This is a genomic window from Sorangium sp. So ce119, from assembly GCF_051524405.1.
Taxonomy (GTDB): Bacteria; Myxococcota_A; Polyangia; order Polyangiales; family Polyangiaceae; genus Sorangium; species Sorangium cellulosum_G.
In genome coordinates this window covers 431,097-450,175 of sequence record NZ_CP150311.1, presented here as the reverse complement: position 1 = coordinate 450,175, position 19,079 = coordinate 431,097, and the positions used below count along the sequence as shown (strand labels likewise).

At 73.4% G+C, this 19,079-nt stretch carries 16 protein-coding genes; 8 read left to right on the top strand and 8 right to left on the bottom strand.

Annotation, left to right across the window (positions count from 1 at the left end; genetic code table 11):
• Positions 1–6: 6 nt before the first annotated feature.
• Together WME76_RS46020 and WME76_RS46015 are read right to left on the bottom strand one after the other, a co-directional pair.
• Complete coding sequence (locus WME76_RS46020) at positions 7–558, bottom strand: GNAT family N-acetyltransferase (protein ID WP_437962561.1); 552 nt, start codon at positions 556–558, stop codon at positions 7–9.
• Positions 555–1,802, bottom strand: a complete 1,248-nt coding sequence (locus WME76_RS46015; RefSeq protein ID WP_437962560.1) for a hypothetical protein — start codon at positions 1,800–1,802, stop codon at positions 555–557. The genes WME76_RS46020 and WME76_RS46015 overlap by 4 nt, the downstream gene beginning before the upstream one ends.
• 68 nt (positions 1,803–1,870) lie before the next feature.
• On the opposite strand from WME76_RS46015, the gene WME76_RS46010 reads away from it, so the two are divergent.
• Positions 1,871–3,448: a PLP-dependent aminotransferase family protein gene (locus WME76_RS46010; RefSeq protein ID WP_437962559.1), complete on the top strand. Its 1,578-nt coding sequence runs from the start codon at positions 1,871–1,873 to the stop codon at positions 3,446–3,448.
• A gap of 25 nt (positions 3,449–3,473) precedes the next feature.
• On the opposite strand, the gene WME76_RS46005 is transcribed toward WME76_RS46010, so the two are convergent.
• The gene (locus WME76_RS46005) at positions 3,474–4,220 is read right to left on the bottom strand and encodes an SDR family oxidoreductase (protein ID WP_437962558.1); all 747 of its coding nucleotides are present in this window, start codon (positions 4,218–4,220) and stop codon (positions 3,474–3,476) included.
• A gap of 359 nt (positions 4,221–4,579) precedes the next feature.
• Between WME76_RS46005 and WME76_RS46000 the strand changes: the two genes are divergently transcribed.
• Together WME76_RS46000 and WME76_RS45995 are read left to right on the top strand one after the other, a co-directional pair.
• The gene (locus WME76_RS46000) at positions 4,580–5,311 is read left to right on the top strand and encodes a DUF3943 domain-containing protein (protein WP_437962557.1); all 732 of its coding nucleotides are present in this window, start codon (positions 4,580–4,582) and stop codon (positions 5,309–5,311) included.
• 123 nt (positions 5,312–5,434) lie between these two features.
• Positions 5,435–5,929, top strand: coding sequence for a carotenoid oxygenase family protein (locus WME76_RS45995; RefSeq protein WP_437962556.1), 495 nt, complete (start codon positions 5,435–5,437; stop codon positions 5,927–5,929).
• A gap of 229 nt (positions 5,930–6,158) precedes the next feature.
• Here the strand turns inward: WME76_RS45995 and WME76_RS45990 are convergent, their stop codons facing one another.
• Complete coding sequence (locus tag WME76_RS45990) at positions 6,159–6,941, bottom strand: hypothetical protein (protein ID WP_437962555.1); 783 nt, start codon at positions 6,939–6,941, stop codon at positions 6,159–6,161.
• Here WME76_RS45990 and WME76_RS45985 point away from each other — a divergent pair.
• From WME76_RS45985 to tnpB, 4 genes are all read left to right on the top strand, one after another.
• Entirely contained in the window at positions 6,895–7,854 is a 960-nt protein-coding gene (locus tag WME76_RS45985) for a glycoside hydrolase family 5 protein (RefSeq protein ID WP_437962554.1), read from the top strand. The two genes, WME76_RS45990 and WME76_RS45985, sit on opposite strands and share 47 nt — an antisense overlap.
• A gap of 578 nt (positions 7,855–8,432) precedes the next feature.
• Complete coding sequence (locus tag WME76_RS45980) at positions 8,433–11,780, top strand: kelch repeat-containing protein (protein ID WP_437962553.1); 3,348 nt, start codon at positions 8,433–8,435, stop codon at positions 11,778–11,780.
• A gap of 231 nt (positions 11,781–12,011) precedes the next feature.
• Entirely contained in the window at positions 12,012–12,557 is a 546-nt protein-coding gene (locus WME76_RS45975) for a YkgJ family cysteine cluster protein (protein WP_437962552.1), read from the top strand.
• Positions 12,558–12,640: 83 nt separating this feature from the next.
• Entirely contained in the window at positions 12,641–12,880 is a 240-nt protein-coding gene (gene tnpB / locus WME76_RS45970; protein WP_437962551.1) for an IS66 family insertion sequence element accessory protein TnpB, read from the top strand.
• A gap of 1 nt (position 12,881) precedes the next feature.
• Here tnpB and WME76_RS45965 read toward each other — a convergent pair whose 3' ends face one another.
• The 4 genes from WME76_RS45965 to WME76_RS45950 all read right to left on the bottom strand — a co-directional run bounded on the left by WME76_RS45965 (position 12,882) and on the right by WME76_RS45950 (position 18,339).
• Complete coding sequence (locus tag WME76_RS45965) at positions 12,882–13,439, bottom strand: dihydrofolate reductase family protein (RefSeq protein ID WP_437962550.1); 558 nt, start codon at positions 13,437–13,439, stop codon at positions 12,882–12,884.
• Positions 13,440–13,679: 240 nt separating this feature from the next.
• Positions 13,680–14,939 (bottom strand): cytochrome P450, encoded by a 1,260-nt coding sequence (locus tag WME76_RS45960; RefSeq protein ID WP_437962549.1) that lies wholly within the window; start codon positions 14,937–14,939, stop codon positions 13,680–13,682.
• 429 nt (positions 14,940–15,368) lie between these two features.
• On the bottom strand, positions 15,369–16,370 hold the full coding sequence (locus WME76_RS45955) for an N-acetyltransferase family protein (RefSeq protein WP_437962548.1): 1,002 nt from the start codon (positions 16,368–16,370) through the stop codon (positions 15,369–15,371).
• A 118-nt stretch (positions 16,371–16,488) separates the two neighbouring features.
• Complete coding sequence (locus tag WME76_RS45950) at positions 16,489–18,339, bottom strand: hypothetical protein (RefSeq protein WP_437962547.1); 1,851 nt, start codon at positions 18,337–18,339, stop codon at positions 16,489–16,491.
• 390 nt (positions 18,340–18,729) lie between these two features.
• Here WME76_RS45950 and WME76_RS45945 point away from each other — a divergent pair, with 390 nt between their 5' ends.
• Positions 18,730–19,077, top strand: coding sequence for a polyhydroxyalkanoic acid system family protein (locus WME76_RS45945; RefSeq protein ID WP_437962546.1), 348 nt, complete (start codon positions 18,730–18,732; stop codon positions 19,075–19,077).
• Positions 19,078–19,079 lie beyond the last annotated feature (2 nt).

Below are 19,079 nucleotides of genomic sequence, written 5' to 3'. Positions count from 1 at the left end.
CTGGCTTCACCGCCGCGCGCCGTCCTGCTCCACGCGGGCATCGTCCCGGACGCGCGCGTAGAGCAGGACGTCGCCCACCCGCCCGTCCTTCACGACGTGGCGCCGCATCCGCCCCTCGAGCGCGTAACCGGCCTTCTCGAGCACGCGCGCGGACGCGCCGTTCCAGCCGTAGACCCCGGCCTGGATGCGCTCGAGGCCGAGGTGCTCGAAGCCGTACCGCGTCATCGCGATCACCGCCTCGGTGGCCAGGCCGCGGCCCCAGTACGGCGCGCCGAGCCAGTAGCCGATCTCCGCGGTGTTCCGGTGCACGTCGTCGAAGCGCTCGAGGCCGATCCCGCCGGCCGCCTCCCCGTCCACCACGATGGCCAGGCCCGCGCCGGGCGGCGCCTGCCCGGCGCAGAGCGCGATCCAGCCCTCGGCGTCGGCGCGCGTGTAGGGGTGCGGGAAGCGGTCCCGGAGGTTCGCCCAGACGCGGCGATCGTCCGCGTTCTTCACGAGCGCGTCGGCGTCGGCCGGAGTCCAGGGGCGGAGCGTGAGCGAGGGCGTCTCGAGGATCATGGCGTCCCTTCCTGCGGCGGGGCCTCGCCGGCCCGGGGGGTGGATCGATCGTAGAGCTTCACGAGCATCTCGGTCCCGAGGCCGGTCGCGATCATCCGCTCGCGGCGGTTCGAGAGCAGCGCGCCGAGCCACGGCACCGCGCCGCCGTCGCCGAGCGGGAGCTCCAGGCCGTCGTCCCGGCGCACGACGAGCTGGATGAACGGCCCGGCGTAGTAGCCGAGCCCCTGCAGCCGCGCGAGGTCGTGGACGACCTCGACCTCGGGCCGCGCGCGCGCGAGCGGCTCGGCCACCTCGGCGACCCAGCGCTCGGCCCGCGCGACGAGCTCCGGGCCGAGGCCGAGCGACCGCGCCGCGCCCGCGAGATCGGCCGCCGCGCGCGGCAGGTCGACCGACGCCTCGCGCAGGGCGGCCTCGGTCGAGCCGGGCTCGTGCGCCTTCGCCCGCAGCGCCATGGCGTCCGCGTCGAGGCCGCGCGCGCCGAGGCACGCCCGCACCAGGGCCGTATCGGAGAGGACCACGCGCAGCCCCGCCGCGCGGAAGCCGGCGCCCGGCAGCGCGCGGACCAGGTCGGCCCAGACGACGAGCTGCTCGAGCAGGGCCCGCCGCTCGCACGCGTCGTCCTCGCCCCGGGCCGGCGAGCGGACGGCCGTCACGAGGGCGAACAGGCGGAAGTGCGGGCTGAAGCCCGGGTGCTTCGTGGGCTGCATGCGCAGCACGCGCTGGCTCGCGCACAGCCGCAGCGGCTCGCCGCGCCCGGCCTCGCGCCGGCGGCGCGCCGCGTGCAGCGCGAGCCCGGTCGTGGGATCCGCGGCGACCTCGGCGAAGCGGACCGTGGCGAGCACGTTGTTCGGCTCGACGCCGGCGCACGCGGCGGCGCCGAGCGGCTCGACCGGCGCGAGATCCACCGCCTCGAAGCCCGCCGCCGCGGCGAACGCCGCCGCGTCGAAGGCGTGGATCCGCCGGGCGTCCGCGGCCGAGGCGTGCGTCATCGGCGCGCGCTCCGCGTGCTCGAGGACGTCGGCGAAGCTCCTCCGCAGGGCGCGCTGGCGCAGGCAGTGGAGCAGCAGCGTGGTGAGGTCGTTGCCCGGGAGGTCCTCCGCGAGCAGCCGGTCGAGCGGCCGCCCGGCGTGCGCCTCGGCGGCGCGGCGCGCGATGCGCGACGACAGCTCGCCCGTCTTGCCGTCGGAGAACGCCCGCCGCGGGCGGGCGCTGGTCGAGCGGGTGGGATCCTCCGTGGTGGCCATGGCCGTCTCCTCGTCGACACGGTGACCCGGATCTGGCACCCTGGAAAGTGCCACCGCGGCGGGTTTCGATGGTGCCAGCGCGACGTGCCTCCCCGGACTCCCCCGGCCCTCACGGCCCCCGGGCCGCCCGCGCCTTCCTCCGCCTCGATCGCGGCGCGCCGGCGACGCTGGCCGCGCAGCTCGTCGAGCAGCTCCGCCGCGCCGTGCTCGAGGGCGTCCTCCAGCCCGACCGCGAGCTCCCGTCGTCTCGCGAGCTCGCGCGGGAGCTCGGCGTGTCGCGCAACACCGCGGTGGCGGCGTACGAGGCGCTGGCCGCGGACGGCACCATCGTGGTCCGCCCCCGCCGGGCGCCGGTGGTCGCCCGGGTGCCGGCGCGCGCCGGGGGGCAGAGCGCCGCCCGCGCCCAGCCCGGAGCGGCGGCGCCGCGCACCTCGAAGAGCGCGCGGCGCGTCGCGGCGGTGGTGCCGGCCGACAAGCTCGACGCGCTGCTCGAGACGCGCGCCCGCTCGCGGCCGTTCGGGGTCGGCCTGCCGGACCTCGAGCTCCTGCCGTGGCGCATCCTCGACCGGTGCATCGCGCGCCGCTTCCGCGCGATGTCGGCCGCCGACGCGCTGCTCGACGAGCCGCGGGGCGCGCCGCGGCTCCGGCGCGCCGTGCTCCACCACGTCGCGGTGGCCCGCGGCGTGCGCGCGACGGTCGACCAGGTCTTCATCACGGAGGGCTCCCAGGGCGCGATCGACCTCTGCTGCCGCGCCCTGCTCGACCCGGGCGACGCCGCCTGGATCGAGGACCCGGGGCCGCTCGCCCTCCGCGCGGCCGTGCGCATGGCGGGCGCGCGGCCCGTCCCGATCCCGGTCGACGAGGAGGGGCTCCGCGTCGACGTCGGCGCGCATCGACGTCGGGGCGCGCCGCGCGCGCGGGTCGCCTTCGTGTCGCCGGCCTACGCGTTCCCCTCCGGGGCGCGGCTCACGCTCGCGCGGCGCGTCGAGCTCCTTTCATGGGCCGGCGAGGCGGGGGCCGTCGTCGTCGAGATCGACTACGAGGGCGAGCTGCGGTTCGACGGCTCGCCGCTGCCGTCGCTGCTCGCCCTCGACATCGAGGGCGTGAAGGACCGCGTGATCCACGTGGGGACCTTCAGCCGCGCGCTGTTCCCGGGGCTGCGCCTCGGCTTCATGATCGTGCCGCCCGCGCTGGTGCGCCCCGTGGCCGCGATGCGCGCGGCGTCGACGCGCTCGCCGCCCCACCTGCTCCAGGCCGCGCTCGCCGACTTCATCGACGAGGGCCACTTCGCGCGCCATCTCCGGAAGCTGAAGCAGGCGACGCGGCGCCGCCGCGACCTCCTGCTCGCGGAGCTCGGGCGCCTGCTGCCGGGCGCGGTGCGGGCGCGCGCCCCGGCGGGGGGCTCGGTGCTGACGCTCGACCTGCCCGCGGGCCTGGACGACGTCGCGGTCGTCCAGGCGCTCGCGGCGCGGGGCGTGGACGCGCTGCCGCTCTCGCGCAGCATCGCGGCGCGTCCGCGCTCCGCGCCGCGGGCGCCCGGGCTCATCCTGGGGTTCGGCGCGCACGCGGAGCCCGCGCTCCTGGAGGCGGCGCGGACGCTCGCGGCCGTCGTGACCGAGGCGATCGGCGAGGGCGGGCGGCGATGAGGCGCCGGCAGCGGCGAGGCGCGGCTCAGCGGCTGCCGGCGACGTCCAGGAGGGAGCCGGTGCAGTAGGAGGACTCGCTCGAGGCGAGCCACAGGATGGCGTGCGCCACCTCCTCGGGGCTGCCGGCGCGGCCGAGGGGGAGCGTCGCGCCGAGCCGCTCGGCGCGCCCTGGATCGCCGCCGCTCGCGTGGATGTCCGTGTCGATGATCCCGGGCCTCACGGCGTTGACCCGGATGCCCTCGGCGGCGACCTCCTTCGCGAGGCCGATGGTGAGCGTGTCGATCGCGGCCTTCGATGCGGCGTAGTCGATGTACTCGCCGGGAGAGCCGAGCTGCGAGGCCCTCGACGAGACGTTCACGATGACGCCTCCCCTGCCGCCGCGGAGCGTCGACATGCGCCGGACCGCCTCGCGCGCGCACAGGAAGCTGCCGAGGACGTTCGTGGCAAGGATGCGCTGCACGCGCTCCGCGGTCATGTCCTCGAGGCGCGCCTGGCGCTCGAGCACGCCGGCGTTGTTCACGAGCGCCGTGACCGGGCCCAGGGCGCCGTCGACGGTCTGGAACAGGCGCACGACGTCCTCTTCTGCGCTCACGTCCGCCGCGACCGCGAGGGCGACGCCGCCGCGGCCGCGGATCGCGTCGACCACCCTGGCCGCGGCGCCCTCGTCGTGCAGGTAGCTCACCGCGACCGCGTAGCCCCGCCGCGCGGCGAGCAGCGCCGTGGCGGCGCCGATCCCGCGGCCGCCGCCCGTGATGATCATGATCTCGGCCATGGGGTGGGAGCATACCCTGGGGCCCGGCGAGGCCGGCGCATCACCACGGGCGTCGGTGTGCCAGTTCCGCCCTCCAGGAGTCCTGGCCATCGATCCCGATGGAGATTTCAACGCAAAGGCGCAAAGACGCCAAGGCGCAAAACAACGACAGATGCCATGTATTCTTGCGCCCTTGGGCCCTTGGGCCCTTGGGCCCTTACGCCCTTGCGCCCTTGCGCCCTTGCGTCTTTGCGCCTTTGCGCCTTTGCGTTGAAATCTTTCTCCTTTCGCGAGGCAGATCACTGGCAGGATTTCTGACCCGCGGTACTAGACTTGCGGCCGGCCGCCACTCCCGGCGCGCGCCGCGTCCGCTGTCCCCGATGGCCCAGATTCGCCCGTGCGCCGCCGCCCTCCTCGCCGTCCTCTCGGCCGCGTGCGCCGGCCAGTCCACGAACGCGCCCCCGGTCGACTCGGCCGCTCCGCGGGCCGACTCGGCCCCTCCGCCGGCCGGAGCCGCCGCTCCTCCGGAGCGCGCGTTCATGGCGGCGACGCCCCCGCCGCGCGCGGGCGCCGCCGCGCCGGCGAGCGCCGAGCCCTCCTGGGCGCCGCCGATCGTGCACTCCCTGGCCATGTTCACGGTGACGCGCAGCGTGGAAGCGGTCCTGTGGCCCGATCCGTTCGCCGACTTCCGCCTGGAGCGCTGGGGATACCACTACGGCGAGGCGATCACGAAGCCGCCCCTCTTCGACGCGTCCCAGCCCGCCTTCCGGTGGGACCACGATCCCTGGCCGATCAACGTGATCGGCCATGGCCTGCTCGGGAGCGAGATCTACCTCCGGGCCCGGACGTGCCGCTTCGGCGCCGCGGCCGCGGTCGCGTTCGCCATCGCCGGCACCCACCTCTGGGAGTACGGCTACGAGGCCAACGGCGTCCGCCCCTCGGCGCTCGATCTCGTCTACACGCCGCTCGCCGGGGCTCTCCTGGGCGAGCTTCGCCACGTCACCTGGCGCGCGGCGGGCGGGATCGAGAGCGCGCCGGCGCGCCTGTTCGTGCGCGCGCTCGTGGACCCGTTCGGAGAGCTCGAGCGGGGCGCCGGGGTATTCGACTGCTAGGTCCGGCGCGGGAGGCGTCCTCGCCGGGGCTCGCACCCCGGGGCTGGCATCTTCGACGCGTCTGGATCCTTGCTTTCTCCCTCGTTCCCAGTGGCCATCACTTCATCAATCCAGGACCGACCCATGCTATCGCGCCGTCATTTCCTCCACTTCGCTGGCCTCGGCCCTCACCGTTTCTCGATCGATCTGGCGCGGGCGAAGGTCTCGCTCACGAAGCTCGATGATCGCTTCGTGGAGTTCCCGCGCATCAACCCGGCGCGGCAGGGCAGGAGATACCGCTATGGATACGGCGTGACGACGACGCTCGAGCCGTCCGCGCCCGGGGCGACCCCGGCGCTCAATCAGATCGTCAAATACGACTGGGTCGCCGACAAGACCGTCGTGCACGCGCTCCCTGCAGACCAGGAGGCGGGCGAGGCGATGTTCGTGCAGGACCCCCAGGGGACGGCCGAGGACGACGGGTGGCTCCTTGCGTACGTGTTCAGCCGCGCGACGAGCCGGAGCCATCTGCTCGTGCTCGACGCCACCGACGTGGCGGGCGGGCCGGTCGCGAAGGTCGAGCTCCCGGGCCGCGTGCCGCACGGGTTCCACGGCGACTTCCTGCCGACAGGCGCTTAGCGCGCCGGTCCTCGGCCTCCAGCACGCCGGCGCGGCGATCTCGGCCGCGCGGGCGGGCCGCCCATGGCGTGACGCGCCGCGATGACGTGACGCGCTGTGGGTAAGATGGATGGCCCCTCTTTCCTTCTTCACCCGTCGCGTTGGCCCTGCTAACAGCGCGTCGGCCCTGCTTCCTTGATGCCCTTCCTTGACTCCCTTTGCTCGATGCCAGGCGCACCGGGCGAGCGCTTCACTCGGAGAACACGATGAGCCACGACGTGACGACGGGGTTGTTTATCGGGCCGCGATGGACGCGCGGTCTTCTGCATCTCGCGCTGCCGGCCATGATGCTGCTCGGATGCGAGGGCACCGCGGGGGATTCGGCGTCAGGAGGCGGCGACTCGGCGTCGACGACGTCGGTGTCCTCCGGGAGCAGCAGCTCGGCGTCGACGACGACGTCGGCGTCCTCGGGCGGCGAGGGCGGCAGCGGCGGTGACGGCGGCGCCGGCGGCGCCGGCGGCAGCGGCGGCGCGGGCGGCAGTGGCGGCGCGGGCGGCAGCGGCGGCGCGGGCGGCAGCGGCGGCGCGGGCGGCGGCGGCGGCGGCGCGGGCGGCGGCGGCGGAGACGCAGCGACGTCGACCGTGGCGGCCACCACGACCGGCGCGGCTGGCAGCGGCGGCGCCGGCGGCGGTGACGCGTCGACGTCGACCGTGGCGTCCACGACGAGCGGCACGGGCGGCAGCGGCGGTGATGCGTCGACGTCGAGCGTGACGACCACGACGAGCGGCACGGGCGGCAGCGGCGGCGCCGGCGGCGGTGACGCGTCGACGTCGGCCGTGTCGACGTCGGCCGTGACCACCACCACGAGCGGCGTCGGCGGCAGCGGCGGCGCGGGCGGCAGCGGCGGCGCGGGCGGCAGCGGCGGCGCGGGCGGCAGCGGCGGCGCGGGCGGCGGCGACGCGTCGACGTCGAGCGTGACCACCGTCGTGAGCGCCACGAGCTCGACGACGTCGACCGGGACGGGACCGGTCACGGGCACGCCCGTGGAGCGCCACGGCAGCCTCCAGGTGATGGGCAACCGCGTCGTCGACGCGTACGGGGCAGAGCTCCAGCTCAAGGGCATGAGCCTGTTCTGGAGCGTCTGGGAGGGAGAGAAGTTCTACAACGCCTCCGCCGTCAACACGCTCGTGGACGGCTGGGACGTGAGCGTCGTCCGCGCCGCGATGACGGTCAGCGTGGAGGGGCGGTACGGCTACCTCCACAACCCGGACGCGGAGAAGCGCAAGGTCAAGACCATCGTCGACGCCGCGATTGCGCGGGGCATCTATGTGATCATCGACTGGCACGATCACGACGCGGCCCTGACGAACCACAAGGACGCAGCGAAGCGCTTCTTCCGGGAGATGGCGACGGAGTACGGCGACGAGCCCGGCGTGATCTTCGAGGTCTACAACGAGCCCGACAACGAGAGCTGGGCCCAGGTGAAGTCGTACGCAGAAGAGGTGATCGGCGAGATCCGCGGCGCCGGCGCCGACAACCTCGTCATCGTCGGGACGCCGACCTGGTCGCAGGACGTGGACGTGGCCGCCAGGAACCCGATCACGCGCTACAGCAACATCGCCTACACGCTGCACTTCTATGCCGCCACGCACAAGGCCTACCTGCGCACCAAGGCCACCGACGCGATGACCGCGGGCCTCCCGCTGTTCGTGACCGAGTGGGGCACCTGCAGCGCGAGCGGGGACGGCGCGCTCGACCTCGGCGAGGCGCAGACCTGGCTCGACTTCCTGAGCACCAACAAGATCAGCTGGCTCAACTGGTCGATCGTCGACAAGGCCGAGGCGTGCGCCGCGCTCCGGCCCGGCGCGGGCGCGAGCGGCCCCTGGTCCGACGGCCAGCTCACCGAGTCCGGACGGTGGGTGAAGGCGAAGATCCAGGCGCCCTGACGCGGACTGCGCCCCTCGAGGGCGTCCCCGCGACCGGCGGAGCGCCCGAGCGGCGCTCGCCGGTCGCGCGGGAGCGCGCACGACGCGCTCCGTACGACACGCTGCTCCTCATCTCCTCTGGCGCAACCTGCCGGGGCGCTCTGCGCCGCTGACGGTCCATGAGAGCCCCTGTCGGCTGTCGCCTGGACGCTCGCCGGGCGAGCGTGTACCTCGCGTCCTCGTGAGCAGCAAAGCCCCGTCCCTCTCCCCGCTTCACGCCTCCGGCCGATGAGCACCCTGCACCTGGGGCACCCTGTTCGCTGTGCGCGGGGACGGCGCCGAGATGTGGGCGCTGGGAGCGAGCACCCTGCTGCGCCGGTCCCAGGGCGAGCCGGGCGCCGAGGCGATCGTTGTGGCCTCGGACGGCTACCCGTTCCGCCTCGACGCATGAGGCAGGAGGCGAGGTCGGCCCGAGCGCCCTCACGGCCACGTTCATGAACTCGGCGTTCGAAGCGGCGACACCGTTCGCCCCGACGGTGCTCCAGGAGCTGAACGTTCGGTGACCGGGAGGCATCAGACGGCGGCGAAGGAGGAGCTGAATGCAATCGAGCTGGTTACCGAGGGTCGCCCTGGCCTGCGCGGTGGTGGTGCTGCCGGCGGGAGAGGTCTGGGCCGACGAAACGCCGTCCTGGGAGCGCGTGCCGCCGATGATCACGCCGCGCGGCGGGCACGCGGCCACGTTGCTCCAGGATGGCCGGGTGCTCGTGGCGGGGGGCCACGGCAGCGACAGAACCGTGCTCCTCCGGGAGGTCGAGCTCTACGACCCGGCGAGCAAGACGTGGGCGCCCGCAGCGCCGCTCCGCAGCCCGCTGCGCGAGGTCGCCGCGACGGCCGTCCTGCCGGACGGGCTGGCCTTGTTGACGGACGGCGAGCATGTCGAGGTCTATGCCCCGGATCTCGATCAGTGGAGCGCGGCGGCGCCCCTGACTCCGGCGCTCACGGCGCCCCACGCCGTGCACCTCCCGGGCGGCAAGCTGATGATGCTCGGCCGCGCGTCGGGCTCCCTCGCGGGCAGCATCTATGATGACCTCGCGGGCACATGGACTCCCATCCGATCGCTGAGCGACGTGACCGCCACGAGCGCGACGTTGCTCCGAGACGGCCGCGTGCTCGCGGTGGGCAGCCGCTTCGCAGTGGGCAGCAGCCACGGCAACATCTACGATCCGGAGACCGATTCCTGGACACCGACCTCCGGGATCGTCGAGTGGTCCCCTACATACCGCGCCACGCGGCTCGCCAGCGGCGATGTCCTCTTCGTGGGCGGATACGATTTCTCGTCCCAGATGCCCTCGCAGCTTTACCTCCACGAGGTCGATCTCTGGCTGCGGATCCCGGGGCATGACCCCTTCTACTACCCGTATCCTGACTGCTTGCCGGTCGGGGGCTTCGACAGCGGCCTGGGCGCCTCGCTGCTCCCCAGCGGACGCGTCCTCCTGACAGGAGGCATGGTGTCGTACGACTGCGGATACGAGGACGAAAATGGCCAGTTCGTGATCTTGTCGCGCTACAGCGAGTTCAGCGCCGCGCTGGAGCTCTATGATCCGGCGAGGGCTGCCTGGGGGCCCCTCGACGTGGAGCCGCCGGAGACGATGGCGCGCGCGCATCACACGGCGACGAGCCTCCACGACGGCAGCGTGCTGGTCGCCGGCGGGCTGGTCGCGGCCGGCTCGCCCACCGGCGCGCCGGTGCCGACGGCCTCCGCCCTGCTCTTCCACGAGCGCGCGCCGCTCGGCGCGGCCTGCGAGGCCGGCGGCGACTGCGCCAGCGGCTTCTGCGCGGATTCGGTCTGCTGCGATGCGGCCTGTGCCGGTCCGTGCGACGCGTGCGCGGCCTCGGCAGGGGCCACGAGGGACGGCGCCTGCACGCCGCTCTCGGGCACGCCCTGCGACGACACCGACGCGTGCCTCGAGGGAGGCGTCTGCGAGGCGGGCACCTGCGCCGGCGGCACCCCCGCGCCCGACGGAACCCCGTGCAACGACGGCGAGGTGTGCTCCGCGACGAGCACGTGCGAGGGCGGCGCCTGCGTCGCAGCGAGCCCGGCGAGCTGCCAGCCGCCGGACGGCTGTCACGAGCCTCCCGCCTGCGATCCTGCGCTCGGGTGCTCGGGGCCCGCGCCCGAGAAGCCGGACGGCGCGCGCTGCGACGTCGAGGGGACGCCGGATGCCTGGCAGGCCGCGGCGCGGATGCCGAGCGAGATGAAGCACGCGATCACAGCCACGTTGCTGCAGGACGGCACGGTGCTGGTCATCGGGGTGGAGGATAGCGCCGCCACACGCTGGAGGGCGATGCGCTACGACCCGAGCATGGATCGATGGGAGCTCATCGGGGGAATTCTGCCGATGCGTTCGATCACGCACGCCAAGCTGCTGCAGGACGGCACGGTCCTCGTGATCAGTCGCGATCGCGTGGACCGGTTCAACCCGGCCACGGGCGCATGGGAGGAGGCCGCGCCCATGCTCCGCGGTCGCGGGCTCGGCACGGCGACGCTGCTCCAGGACGGGAGGGTGCTCGTCGCGGGCGGCAGCGACGGATCCGCGGAGGTGTATGACCCCGCCGCGGACGTCTGGACCCTGGTCGCGCCCGGGACTGCGGGGCTATGGAGTCCCACGGCGACGCTGCTCCAGGACGGCAGAGTGCTCGTCGTGGGCGGCGGCGACCACATGAACAGGGCGGAGGTGTATGACCCGGCGGCCGACGTCTGGACGCCTGTGGCGCCGATGATCTCGGCACGCTCGGGGCACACGGCCACGCTGCTCGAGGACGGCAGGGTGCTCGTCGTGGGGGGTGGCTACGAGGGCATCGCCCTCGCGACAGCCGAGCTCTACGATCCGGCGAGCGACACCTGGACGCCAGCGGCGGAGATGGCCGCCCGGCGGTACGGGACTGCGGCCGTGCTCCTCGCCGACGGCAGGGTGCTCGTGGCAAGCCAGCTGGACGGTCAGTATTCGCTGGATTATACGGCCGAGCTTTACGATCCAGCGAGCGACATCTGGTCGCCGGGCCCAGCTTTGAACATCCCGCTCACCTATCGCGTGTCGGTGCGGCTGGATGATGGACGCGTTCTGATGGCGGGCGGCACGCTCGGCAGTGTGTTCTACCCGTCCCCCCTCGTGCACCTCTATGTTCCTGGGCAGCGTCCGGGCACAGGGGTGTGCCAGGCTGGCGTATGCTTGCCGAGCGCAGGTGGAGAGGGTGGCGCCGGCGGCAGCGGCGGTGGAGAGGGTGGCGCTGGCGGCAGCGGCGGTGATGCCTCCGGCACCGGCGGCAGCGGCGGTGATGCGTCCGGCACTGGCGGCAGCGGCGGTGATGCGTCCGGCACCGGCGGCAGCGGCGGTGATGCCTCCGGCACCGGCGGCAGCGGCGGTGATGCGTCCGGCACCGGCGGCAGCGGCGGTGATGCGTCCGGCACCGGCGGCAGCGGCGGTGATGCGTCCGGCACCGGCGGCAGCGGTGGTGATGCCTCCGGCACCGGCGGCAGCGGTGGTGATGCCTCCGGCACTGGCGGCAGCAGCGGTGATGCCTCCGGCACCGGCGGCAGCGGCGGTGATGCCTCCGGCACCGGCGGCAGCGGCGGTGATGCGTCCGGCACCGGCGGCAGCGGCGGTGATGCGTCCGGCAGCGGCGGCAGCGGCGGTGATGCCAGCACCGCTGGCGGTGGCGGCACCACGAGCACGAGCGCAGGCTCCAGCAGCGGGACGGGCGAAGGGGGTAGCGCCGGTGACACCGGCGCGCAGAGCGGCTCTGGCGGCGGCCCGCCAGGCAGAGACAGCGGTGGTTGCCAGATGGAGCCCGGAATCCAGGGGACACCCACATGGCTCGTCCTCATCGGGGGGCTCGCTGCCCTGCGCGTGCGCCGGCGCTCCGGTGCCGGCGCCAGGGACAGGTGAACGCCCGCCAGGGTGTCCCCGGGCGCGCTCGCTCCCGTCCCTGGCGTCGATTGCCCCGTCCCTGACGCGTCCGCTCCTGTCCCTGGCGCCGCCTTTCTCGTCGCCGGGGCGGCCGCCCCCGGTCGCTCTCGACCCGAACCCCAGTCCCGGCCGGCGCTCTCCCGGTCCCGGCCGGCGACTTTCGTGTCCCTGGCGGCGCGATCGGGGCCCTCGGCTGCTAGAACCCGGCGCATGAGCCCCCCGCCGCGCGATCGCCTCCGCGAGCTCTTCACCAAGGTCGACGCGTTCTTCGCGCACGCGAGCGCCCGCCACGGCGCGCGGATGGCCTGCCGCACCGGGTGCAGCGACTGCTGCCGGCGGCGGTTCTCCGTGACGTCGCTCGAGGCAGACGCCCTCCGCGAGGCGCTCGCGGCGCTCCCCGAGGCCGACCGGGCGGCCCTGGCCGCGCGCGCGCGGGCGGGCGACCCGGGGGTGTGCCCGGCGCTCGACGGGGAGGGGAGGTGCGCGGTCTACGCGGCGCGGCCGCTCATCTGCCGCACGCACGGCCTGCCGATCCGGTTCGCGCCCGCGCCGGAGACGCGCGCGCTGCCGGTCATCGACGCGTGCCCGAAGAACTTCGTGGGAGAGGACCTCCACGCCCTCGAGGCGTCGTCGGTCCTGGACCAGACGACGCTCTCGACGGTGCTCGCCGCCCTCGACATGGCCCACGCCGACGCGGCCGGGCGGCCGCGCGGGGAGCGCGTCGCGATCACCGCGGTGCTCTCGGGCGAGGGGTGACGCGGCCGGGGCCGCTGTCTCCGAGTGCCAGCGTCATTCGACGCTGACGGCCTGCGGCACCTGCTCGACGTTCTGAAGGCCTCATGATCGCGGCTGGCGTTCGCATCTTCGTGTGCACCGAGCCGCTCGACATGCGCCAGGGCTTCGATCGCCTGGCACACGCCGTCAAGCTCAAGCTCGGAGAGGATCCGCAGAGCGGCTCCTCGTTCATTTTCGCCAATCGCGGCGCGACTCGGCTGAAGGCGCTCTGGTTCGACGTCAACGGCTACTGCCTGCTGTACAAGCGCTCGCACCGCGCGCTGGGCGCGATGGGGCTCCTCTGAGTCAGCGCGCGCGCCGGTAGTGCATCGCCACCGCGCCACAGCGCAGCGGCTTGGCCGAGACCAGCTCGAGCCGCCGCGTGGCGGGCAGCCCGCTCTGGTACAGGGTCGGGCCGTGGCCGGCGAGCCTGGCGTGGACGAGGAACTTGTACTCGTCGATGAGATCCAGCCGATCCAGCTCGGTCGCGAGCTTGCCGCTGCCGAGGAGCACGCCGGCCGGGGTCGCGTCCTTGAGCTTCTGCACGCCCATGCGCAGATCGCCGGCGATGTGGTGGCTGTTGGTCCACGGGAAGTCCTTGCGCGTGGACGACACCACGTACTTCGGCTTGGTCTCCAGCTTGACCGCCCACGCGCGTATCGCCGGAGGCGCCTCCTCGTCGCCGCGGGCGACCGCCGGCCAGTAGCTCTCCATCATCTCGTAGGTGACGCGGCCCCACAGCATCGCGCCGCTCTCGTCCATGAGGCGGGTGAACAAGGCGTGCGTCTCGTCGTCGGCGATCCCCTCCTGGTGGTCGACGCAGCCGTCCAGAGTGACGTTGATGGCGAAGGTCAGCAGTCCCATGCGGCGAGTCTCCTTCGGAACGAGGCATCGGTCAATGTTCCGGTAGTGCAATGCGCACCGCGAGGCTCTCGGCTTTGTCATCTCGCAAGACGGCTCGGCGCGTCTTCGATCAAGCCTGGCTGTCAAGGATCTCGAGGCTTCGAGGAGGTTCTACGAGAAGCTCGGTTTCAAGGCCTTCTCCGGGGATGCCGCGCAGAAGCGGCTGCTCCTGCCACGTCGCCGGCGCGGCGCGGGGGAGGGCTACGCGTCCCACGCGATGGGGAGCGAGTCGAACGCGCGCATGATGATAAACGGGCTCCGGCGCGCGGGGGCCTTCCCGCGCCGCAGGCCGGGCAGCCGCTCGAGGAGCTCTTCGAGCGCGATCTTCGCTTCCGTGCGCGCCAGCAGCGAGCCGACGCAGAAGTGGATGCCCTTGCCGAAGGCGAGGTGCTTGCCCGTGTCCCTGCGGTGGATGTCGAAGCGGTCGCCGTCGGCGAACTCCGCCTCGTCCCGGTTCCCCGACGCATACAGCAGGTACACCCGTGCGCCTTTCGGGATACGGACCCCGGCCACCTCGGCGTCCGCCGTCACCGCCCGGAAGAAGCCGCGGACCGGGGACTCGCAGCGCAGCATCTCGTCGATCGCGCCCGGGATCAGCGACGGGTCCCCGCGCAGCGCCTCTGCCACCTCCGGGTGCGCGAGCAAGAGGTCGATCCCGCTCGCGAGCAGGGCCGTCGTCGTCTCGTGCCCGGCGGCCAGCAGATCCATCGCGTTGCAGACCGCCTCCTGCATGCTCAGCGCCGCGCTCCCGCCGATCTCCTCCGGGACGAGGAGCGAGAGCAGATCCTCCCGCGGCTCGGCGCGGCGTGCCTCGATCTGGGCCTGGAAATAGCGCTGCATCGCCACGTATCCGCGGGCGCTCGCCACCTGCGCCTCTGGCGGCGCGCTCCCCGCCATCAGCGCCTGCTTGTCCTCGTGCCACGCCCTGAGCTGCTTCATCTCGGAGCGCGGCACCCCGAGCAGATCGCAGATGACGTACCCCGGCAGCGGCAGGGCGATCTGCGAGACCAGCTCGGCGTGCCCATCGCGGATGAAGGCGTCGATCAGCTCCCGCGTGAGCTCGCGGATGTGCCCCTCCAGCGCCGCCACGCGCAGCGGGGTGAAGGCCTTGCCGAAGACGGCGCGCACGCGCGTGTGATCGGGCGGGTCGCTCTGCACGAGCGAGGTGAACTCCTCGTACCCCTCGCGGAGGACCGCGCGGACCTCGGGGATCGGCGCGGCCCTGACGTAGAGCGAGTTGAAGGACGAGAACCGGTCCGTGTCCCGCAGGACGGCCACGATATCGGCGTACCTGGTGACGATCCACACGTCGAGCCGGGGGCTATAGAAGACCGGCTCCTCGCGCCGCGCGCGCGCATAGATCGGGTAAGGGTCCTCGATCTGCTCGGGGAGGAAGGGGTTGAAGAGCTCGCCGAGGGAGCCCCTCGGCGGCGGCGGGATCTGCTCCGGAGCTGCCTTCACGATGTCGCCTCCTGGACGGCCCTGGGGAGGAGCGGGCCGAGCCCGGAGGATACCTTACCGGTGACGCCCTCCGGGAGCCGCGCGATCACCTGCTCCAGGCGCCGCCAGCGCTGGCACGGGACGCGGCACATGCCAGCGCGCTGCCAGCGGGCCCTGGGCAGAGCGGTCGCAGATCCTCGATGTGGATGGCGGGGTGTTCCATACCATGCGCTCGAATGCCGTGATGTCGTTCGATGTGCTGGTGACGCTGATCGCCCCGCTTGCAGCAGGACGCCGCCTCTGCAGCCCGCGTCCGAGAGCGGGCATGGGCAACGCACGCGCCGGAGGGGCCGGCGCGTGCGCGGTCGACCGAGGGAGTCGGGGCCCTGCGGGGCTGGGCCGCTCAAGAAGATGGCGAGGTAACTGGCCAGCTCCGCGCGGGCAACGCTGTCACCCTGCAAGGTTCCACTTCATCTGCCGTTCGAGCACGACGAGACCCCCGCGCCGCACGAACCCGAGCTCCTCGTTCAAGGCGAGCATCCCCGGGTTGTTCGACTCGACCGCCGTGGCGATCCGCGAATACCCCCTCCGCCGCGCGAAATCGATCGTGGCCAGCTTGAGCGCCCTCGCCACCCCGCGGCCGCGGCTCGCCGCCGCCACCCCGGTGAACAGGTGGTCGAGGCGCGCGGGGTCGTCCTCGCTCCGGTGCAGGATGCAGAGCCCGACGTACCTGTCGCCGTCCCTCGCGACGAAGCACGCCTCGGGCAGCGACGTCGGCGACCGCTCCAGGTACGCCGCGAGCTCCTCGGCCGGCAGCTCGGGGTCGACATGGTTCGGCAGGGGTACCTCCCGGTTCACGGCGAGGTAGAGCGCGTGCAGCTCCGCCAGCCACCCGGGCCGGCGCGCCCGCTCCTCGGACAGCGGCGCGATCGCGACGCCCGGCGGCGACGGGCGCTCGTCCAGGCTGTCCGCGCGCCGCGCTGCGAGGTCGAGCTCGAAGTCCCAGCTCCGGAAGAGCTCCCGGAAGCCGAGCCGCGCCGCGAGCTCCACCATCTCCGGCTGCGTCTCGCGCGCCATGGCGCGGAGCTCCCGGGCGCCCAGGCGCGCGAGGTCGCGCTCCATCGCCGCGAACAGCCGCGCGCCGATGCCGCGGCGCCGGTGGCCCGGGGCGCACCGCGCCGCGCACCAGAACCGCGCGGGGTGGTGCTCCCACGGGACGTGGAAGTAGTGCGCATACGCCACGATCTCCCCCGTCGCGACGACCTCGGCGACGTGGCGGCCGAGGACGTGGCCGCGCCGCGCGAGCAGCTCGTCGAGCTCGCGCAGCGCGCCCGCCGAGCGCGGCTCGATGTCGTGCCGCTCCTCGCGCGGGACCGCGGCGTTGATGCGCGCCACCGCCTCCCGGTCAGCGTCGGTCGGCCGACCCGGCCGGATCTGGACGGCGCCCGTCATCCGTCGAGGATAGCGACCGGCGACCTCGACCGGCGGGGATTCTGCCCGTCGCGCCGCCTCGGCGAGGCGCAGGACCGCCCGCCCGGAGGCGCCGGGTCGCCCGCCCGGAGACGCCGGCTCACCTGCCCAGCGCGGCGATCTTCTCGTTCACCCAGTCGTCGCCCACGAGCGGGTGCACGCCGGCGCCGTCCTGCGCGAGGTCGATGCCCACCGACAGGAGCCCGCTCTTCACGAGGAACGCGCCCCGGGGATCCTGTCCGTCGGACTTCGTGAGCCGCCCGCGGATCGCGAGGTTGCCCCCCTGCGCCTCCAGCAGCCTGAAATCGACGTCGCTCGCCTTGCGGCTGACCGTCGCGGACGCCTTGAGCCCCTCCATGGTGAGGAGCCCCGCGGCCCACCCGGGGATGGCGTCCTCGGCGTCGAGCAGCTCCACGGCCGGCCGCGCGTCCTTGCACTCGAGCCGGATCGCCGCCTGCATCAGGCCTCGTCCCACCTTCGCGTCGTCGATGTCGATGCGCGCCCACCAGTCCGGCCACGCCTCGCCCTTGTGCTCGACGGCGAGGTCCTTGATCTCGATACGGCTCTTCCGGAACGTGGCCGCCGGGTTCAGGACGCTGGCCGCGTCGAGCGCGATGCGCGCCTCCGCGTCGCCCTTCACGGTCGTCTCCTTCCACCTCAGCGCCCCCTGCTTCATCAGCAGGCTCAGCACGCCCGACCCGCGCCCCAGCGGGTCGACCTCGAGGCTGCTCCGCAGGAACGCGGCGCCGCCCGTGAACCGCGGCGCGTCCGGCGCGGCGCCGTCCGCGTTGAGCCAGCGCAGGTCCGGGATCGCCGCGGCGACGACATCCACCTTCGACGAGAACCCCGGCGGGAACCTCATGAGGTGGAGCTCCGGCGCGTCGAAGACGGCGCTCGCCCGCTCCACCACGATGGGCGGCAGCCCCTTCCCGGGGCGCTCGAGCGTCGCGCGGGGCACCCGCACCTCGAGGCGCGCCTCACCGCGGTCGTCGACGCGGAGGTCCACGCCCGCCTCGACGGCCGCGCGCAGCGACGAGGCCGTGGCCACGAGGTGGCTCGTCGCGTACGAGGCGGAGCTCCCGGGCTCGATCTTCCCGCGGTTGATGACGAGGTTCGTCCGGAGCTCTCCGCTCCCGTCCTCCACCCGCGGCTCTGCGTCCTCGCCCGTGAGGAGGCGGATGAAATCGAGGCCGGGGAGCGCGACGTCGAGGCGGGCGCGCGCCCAGGTGGTGTCGACGATGTCGATCCCGTCGATCTCCCGCGGATCGAAGGTGTTCATGGTCACGTCGAGGTCGCCGTCGACCCGCGCGACGACGCGATCGGCGACGTGGACGTCGCCCGAGCGGAGCTCCATCGCGATCGGCCCGACCCGGACGGCGCGGAGCGGCTTGTAATAGAAGCCTCCGCGCACGCGGCCGCCGCCGGCATAGCGGACTTGCTGGATCCAGACCTCCTTGAGCGTGGCGTCCACGCCCTCGAGGTGGACCGTCCAGAGGTTGTACCCCTCGTCCGTGTTCTCGAGATCTCGCCGCGGCGGCAGCTCCGGCTTGAGCGGAGGGTTCGCGAAATTCGGGATGGGGGGCAGCGCCTCGATGTGCGGCGCCTCCAGATCGCGCTCGCTCGTCGGATCCACGAGCAGCCGCATCCGGAACACGAAATTCTCGGCGCGGATGTCCTCCGCGTGGAACTTCTTCCGGAGGAGATCGGTCAGGTGGATGTCCGCGTCCACCTCGTCGAGCAACACCGCCCACTGCAGCAGGCTGTCCGACCCGCTGAGCTGGAGATCCTCGACGTGCACGACGCCAGGCCAGAGGCTCCAGGCCGACTCGTACTGCAGCGACGCGTCGATCGGGTTGTAGCTGATGAGCCGCGCCATCAGCTTCGTGCTCAGCATGACATTGATGATCACGACGTAGCCGAGCCAGAGCGCGACAGGCAGGATCAACAGCACCTTCAGCGCCTTGCTCGCCCGCGGCCCGAGCCACCCCCTGATTCCAGGCGATGACCTCAGCGCTCCTGCTCCGTGCATGATCGCGTGGAACGCACGCAGCATGCCGCCGAGCTGACCCGTGGGGCGCGCCCGCGAGCTCGGGGGCCGCCGTAGCGATCTGCCTCGCTTGTGGCGAAGCTCGCCAGGCGCGCGGCGCGCGACGCGATGAGGAGCGCGCGGTTTTCCGCGATCTGCCCGGGATCGGGCGGGAAATCGCGGCGTCGGGGGCGGCCGACGCCGCGGCGCCAGGCAGGCACCCCCCTTGCTAACCCTGGCGACCGCTGCGCTGCCGAGCCTGTCGCACAGCAGCCCCCGCTGGATGCTTGTTCCAGCGATCACCCGAGGTCATTCATGAAGCACACGGTCCATCACGACCTGAACGACGACGAAGCGAAGACGGCAGTCCTGCGGGCGCTGGCGCGGTATCGCGATCGGTACGCGGAGTACTCCCCCTCCATGCTCTGGAGCGACGATCGGAGCGCGGATCTCGGGTTCTCCTTCAAGGGGTACAAGGTGACGGGGCGCCTCGAGCTCCGTCCCAGCGCCGTCGATCTCGATGTCGACGTGCCGCTCGCGCTGCGCATGTTCAAGCGGATGGCGATCGCGGCGATCGACGAGGAGGTGCGGCGGTACCTCGGTGAGGCGCACCGCGAGCGCGCGCTGCGCGCCCCGGCTGCGGTCGTGGAGGAAGCCGTCTGAGC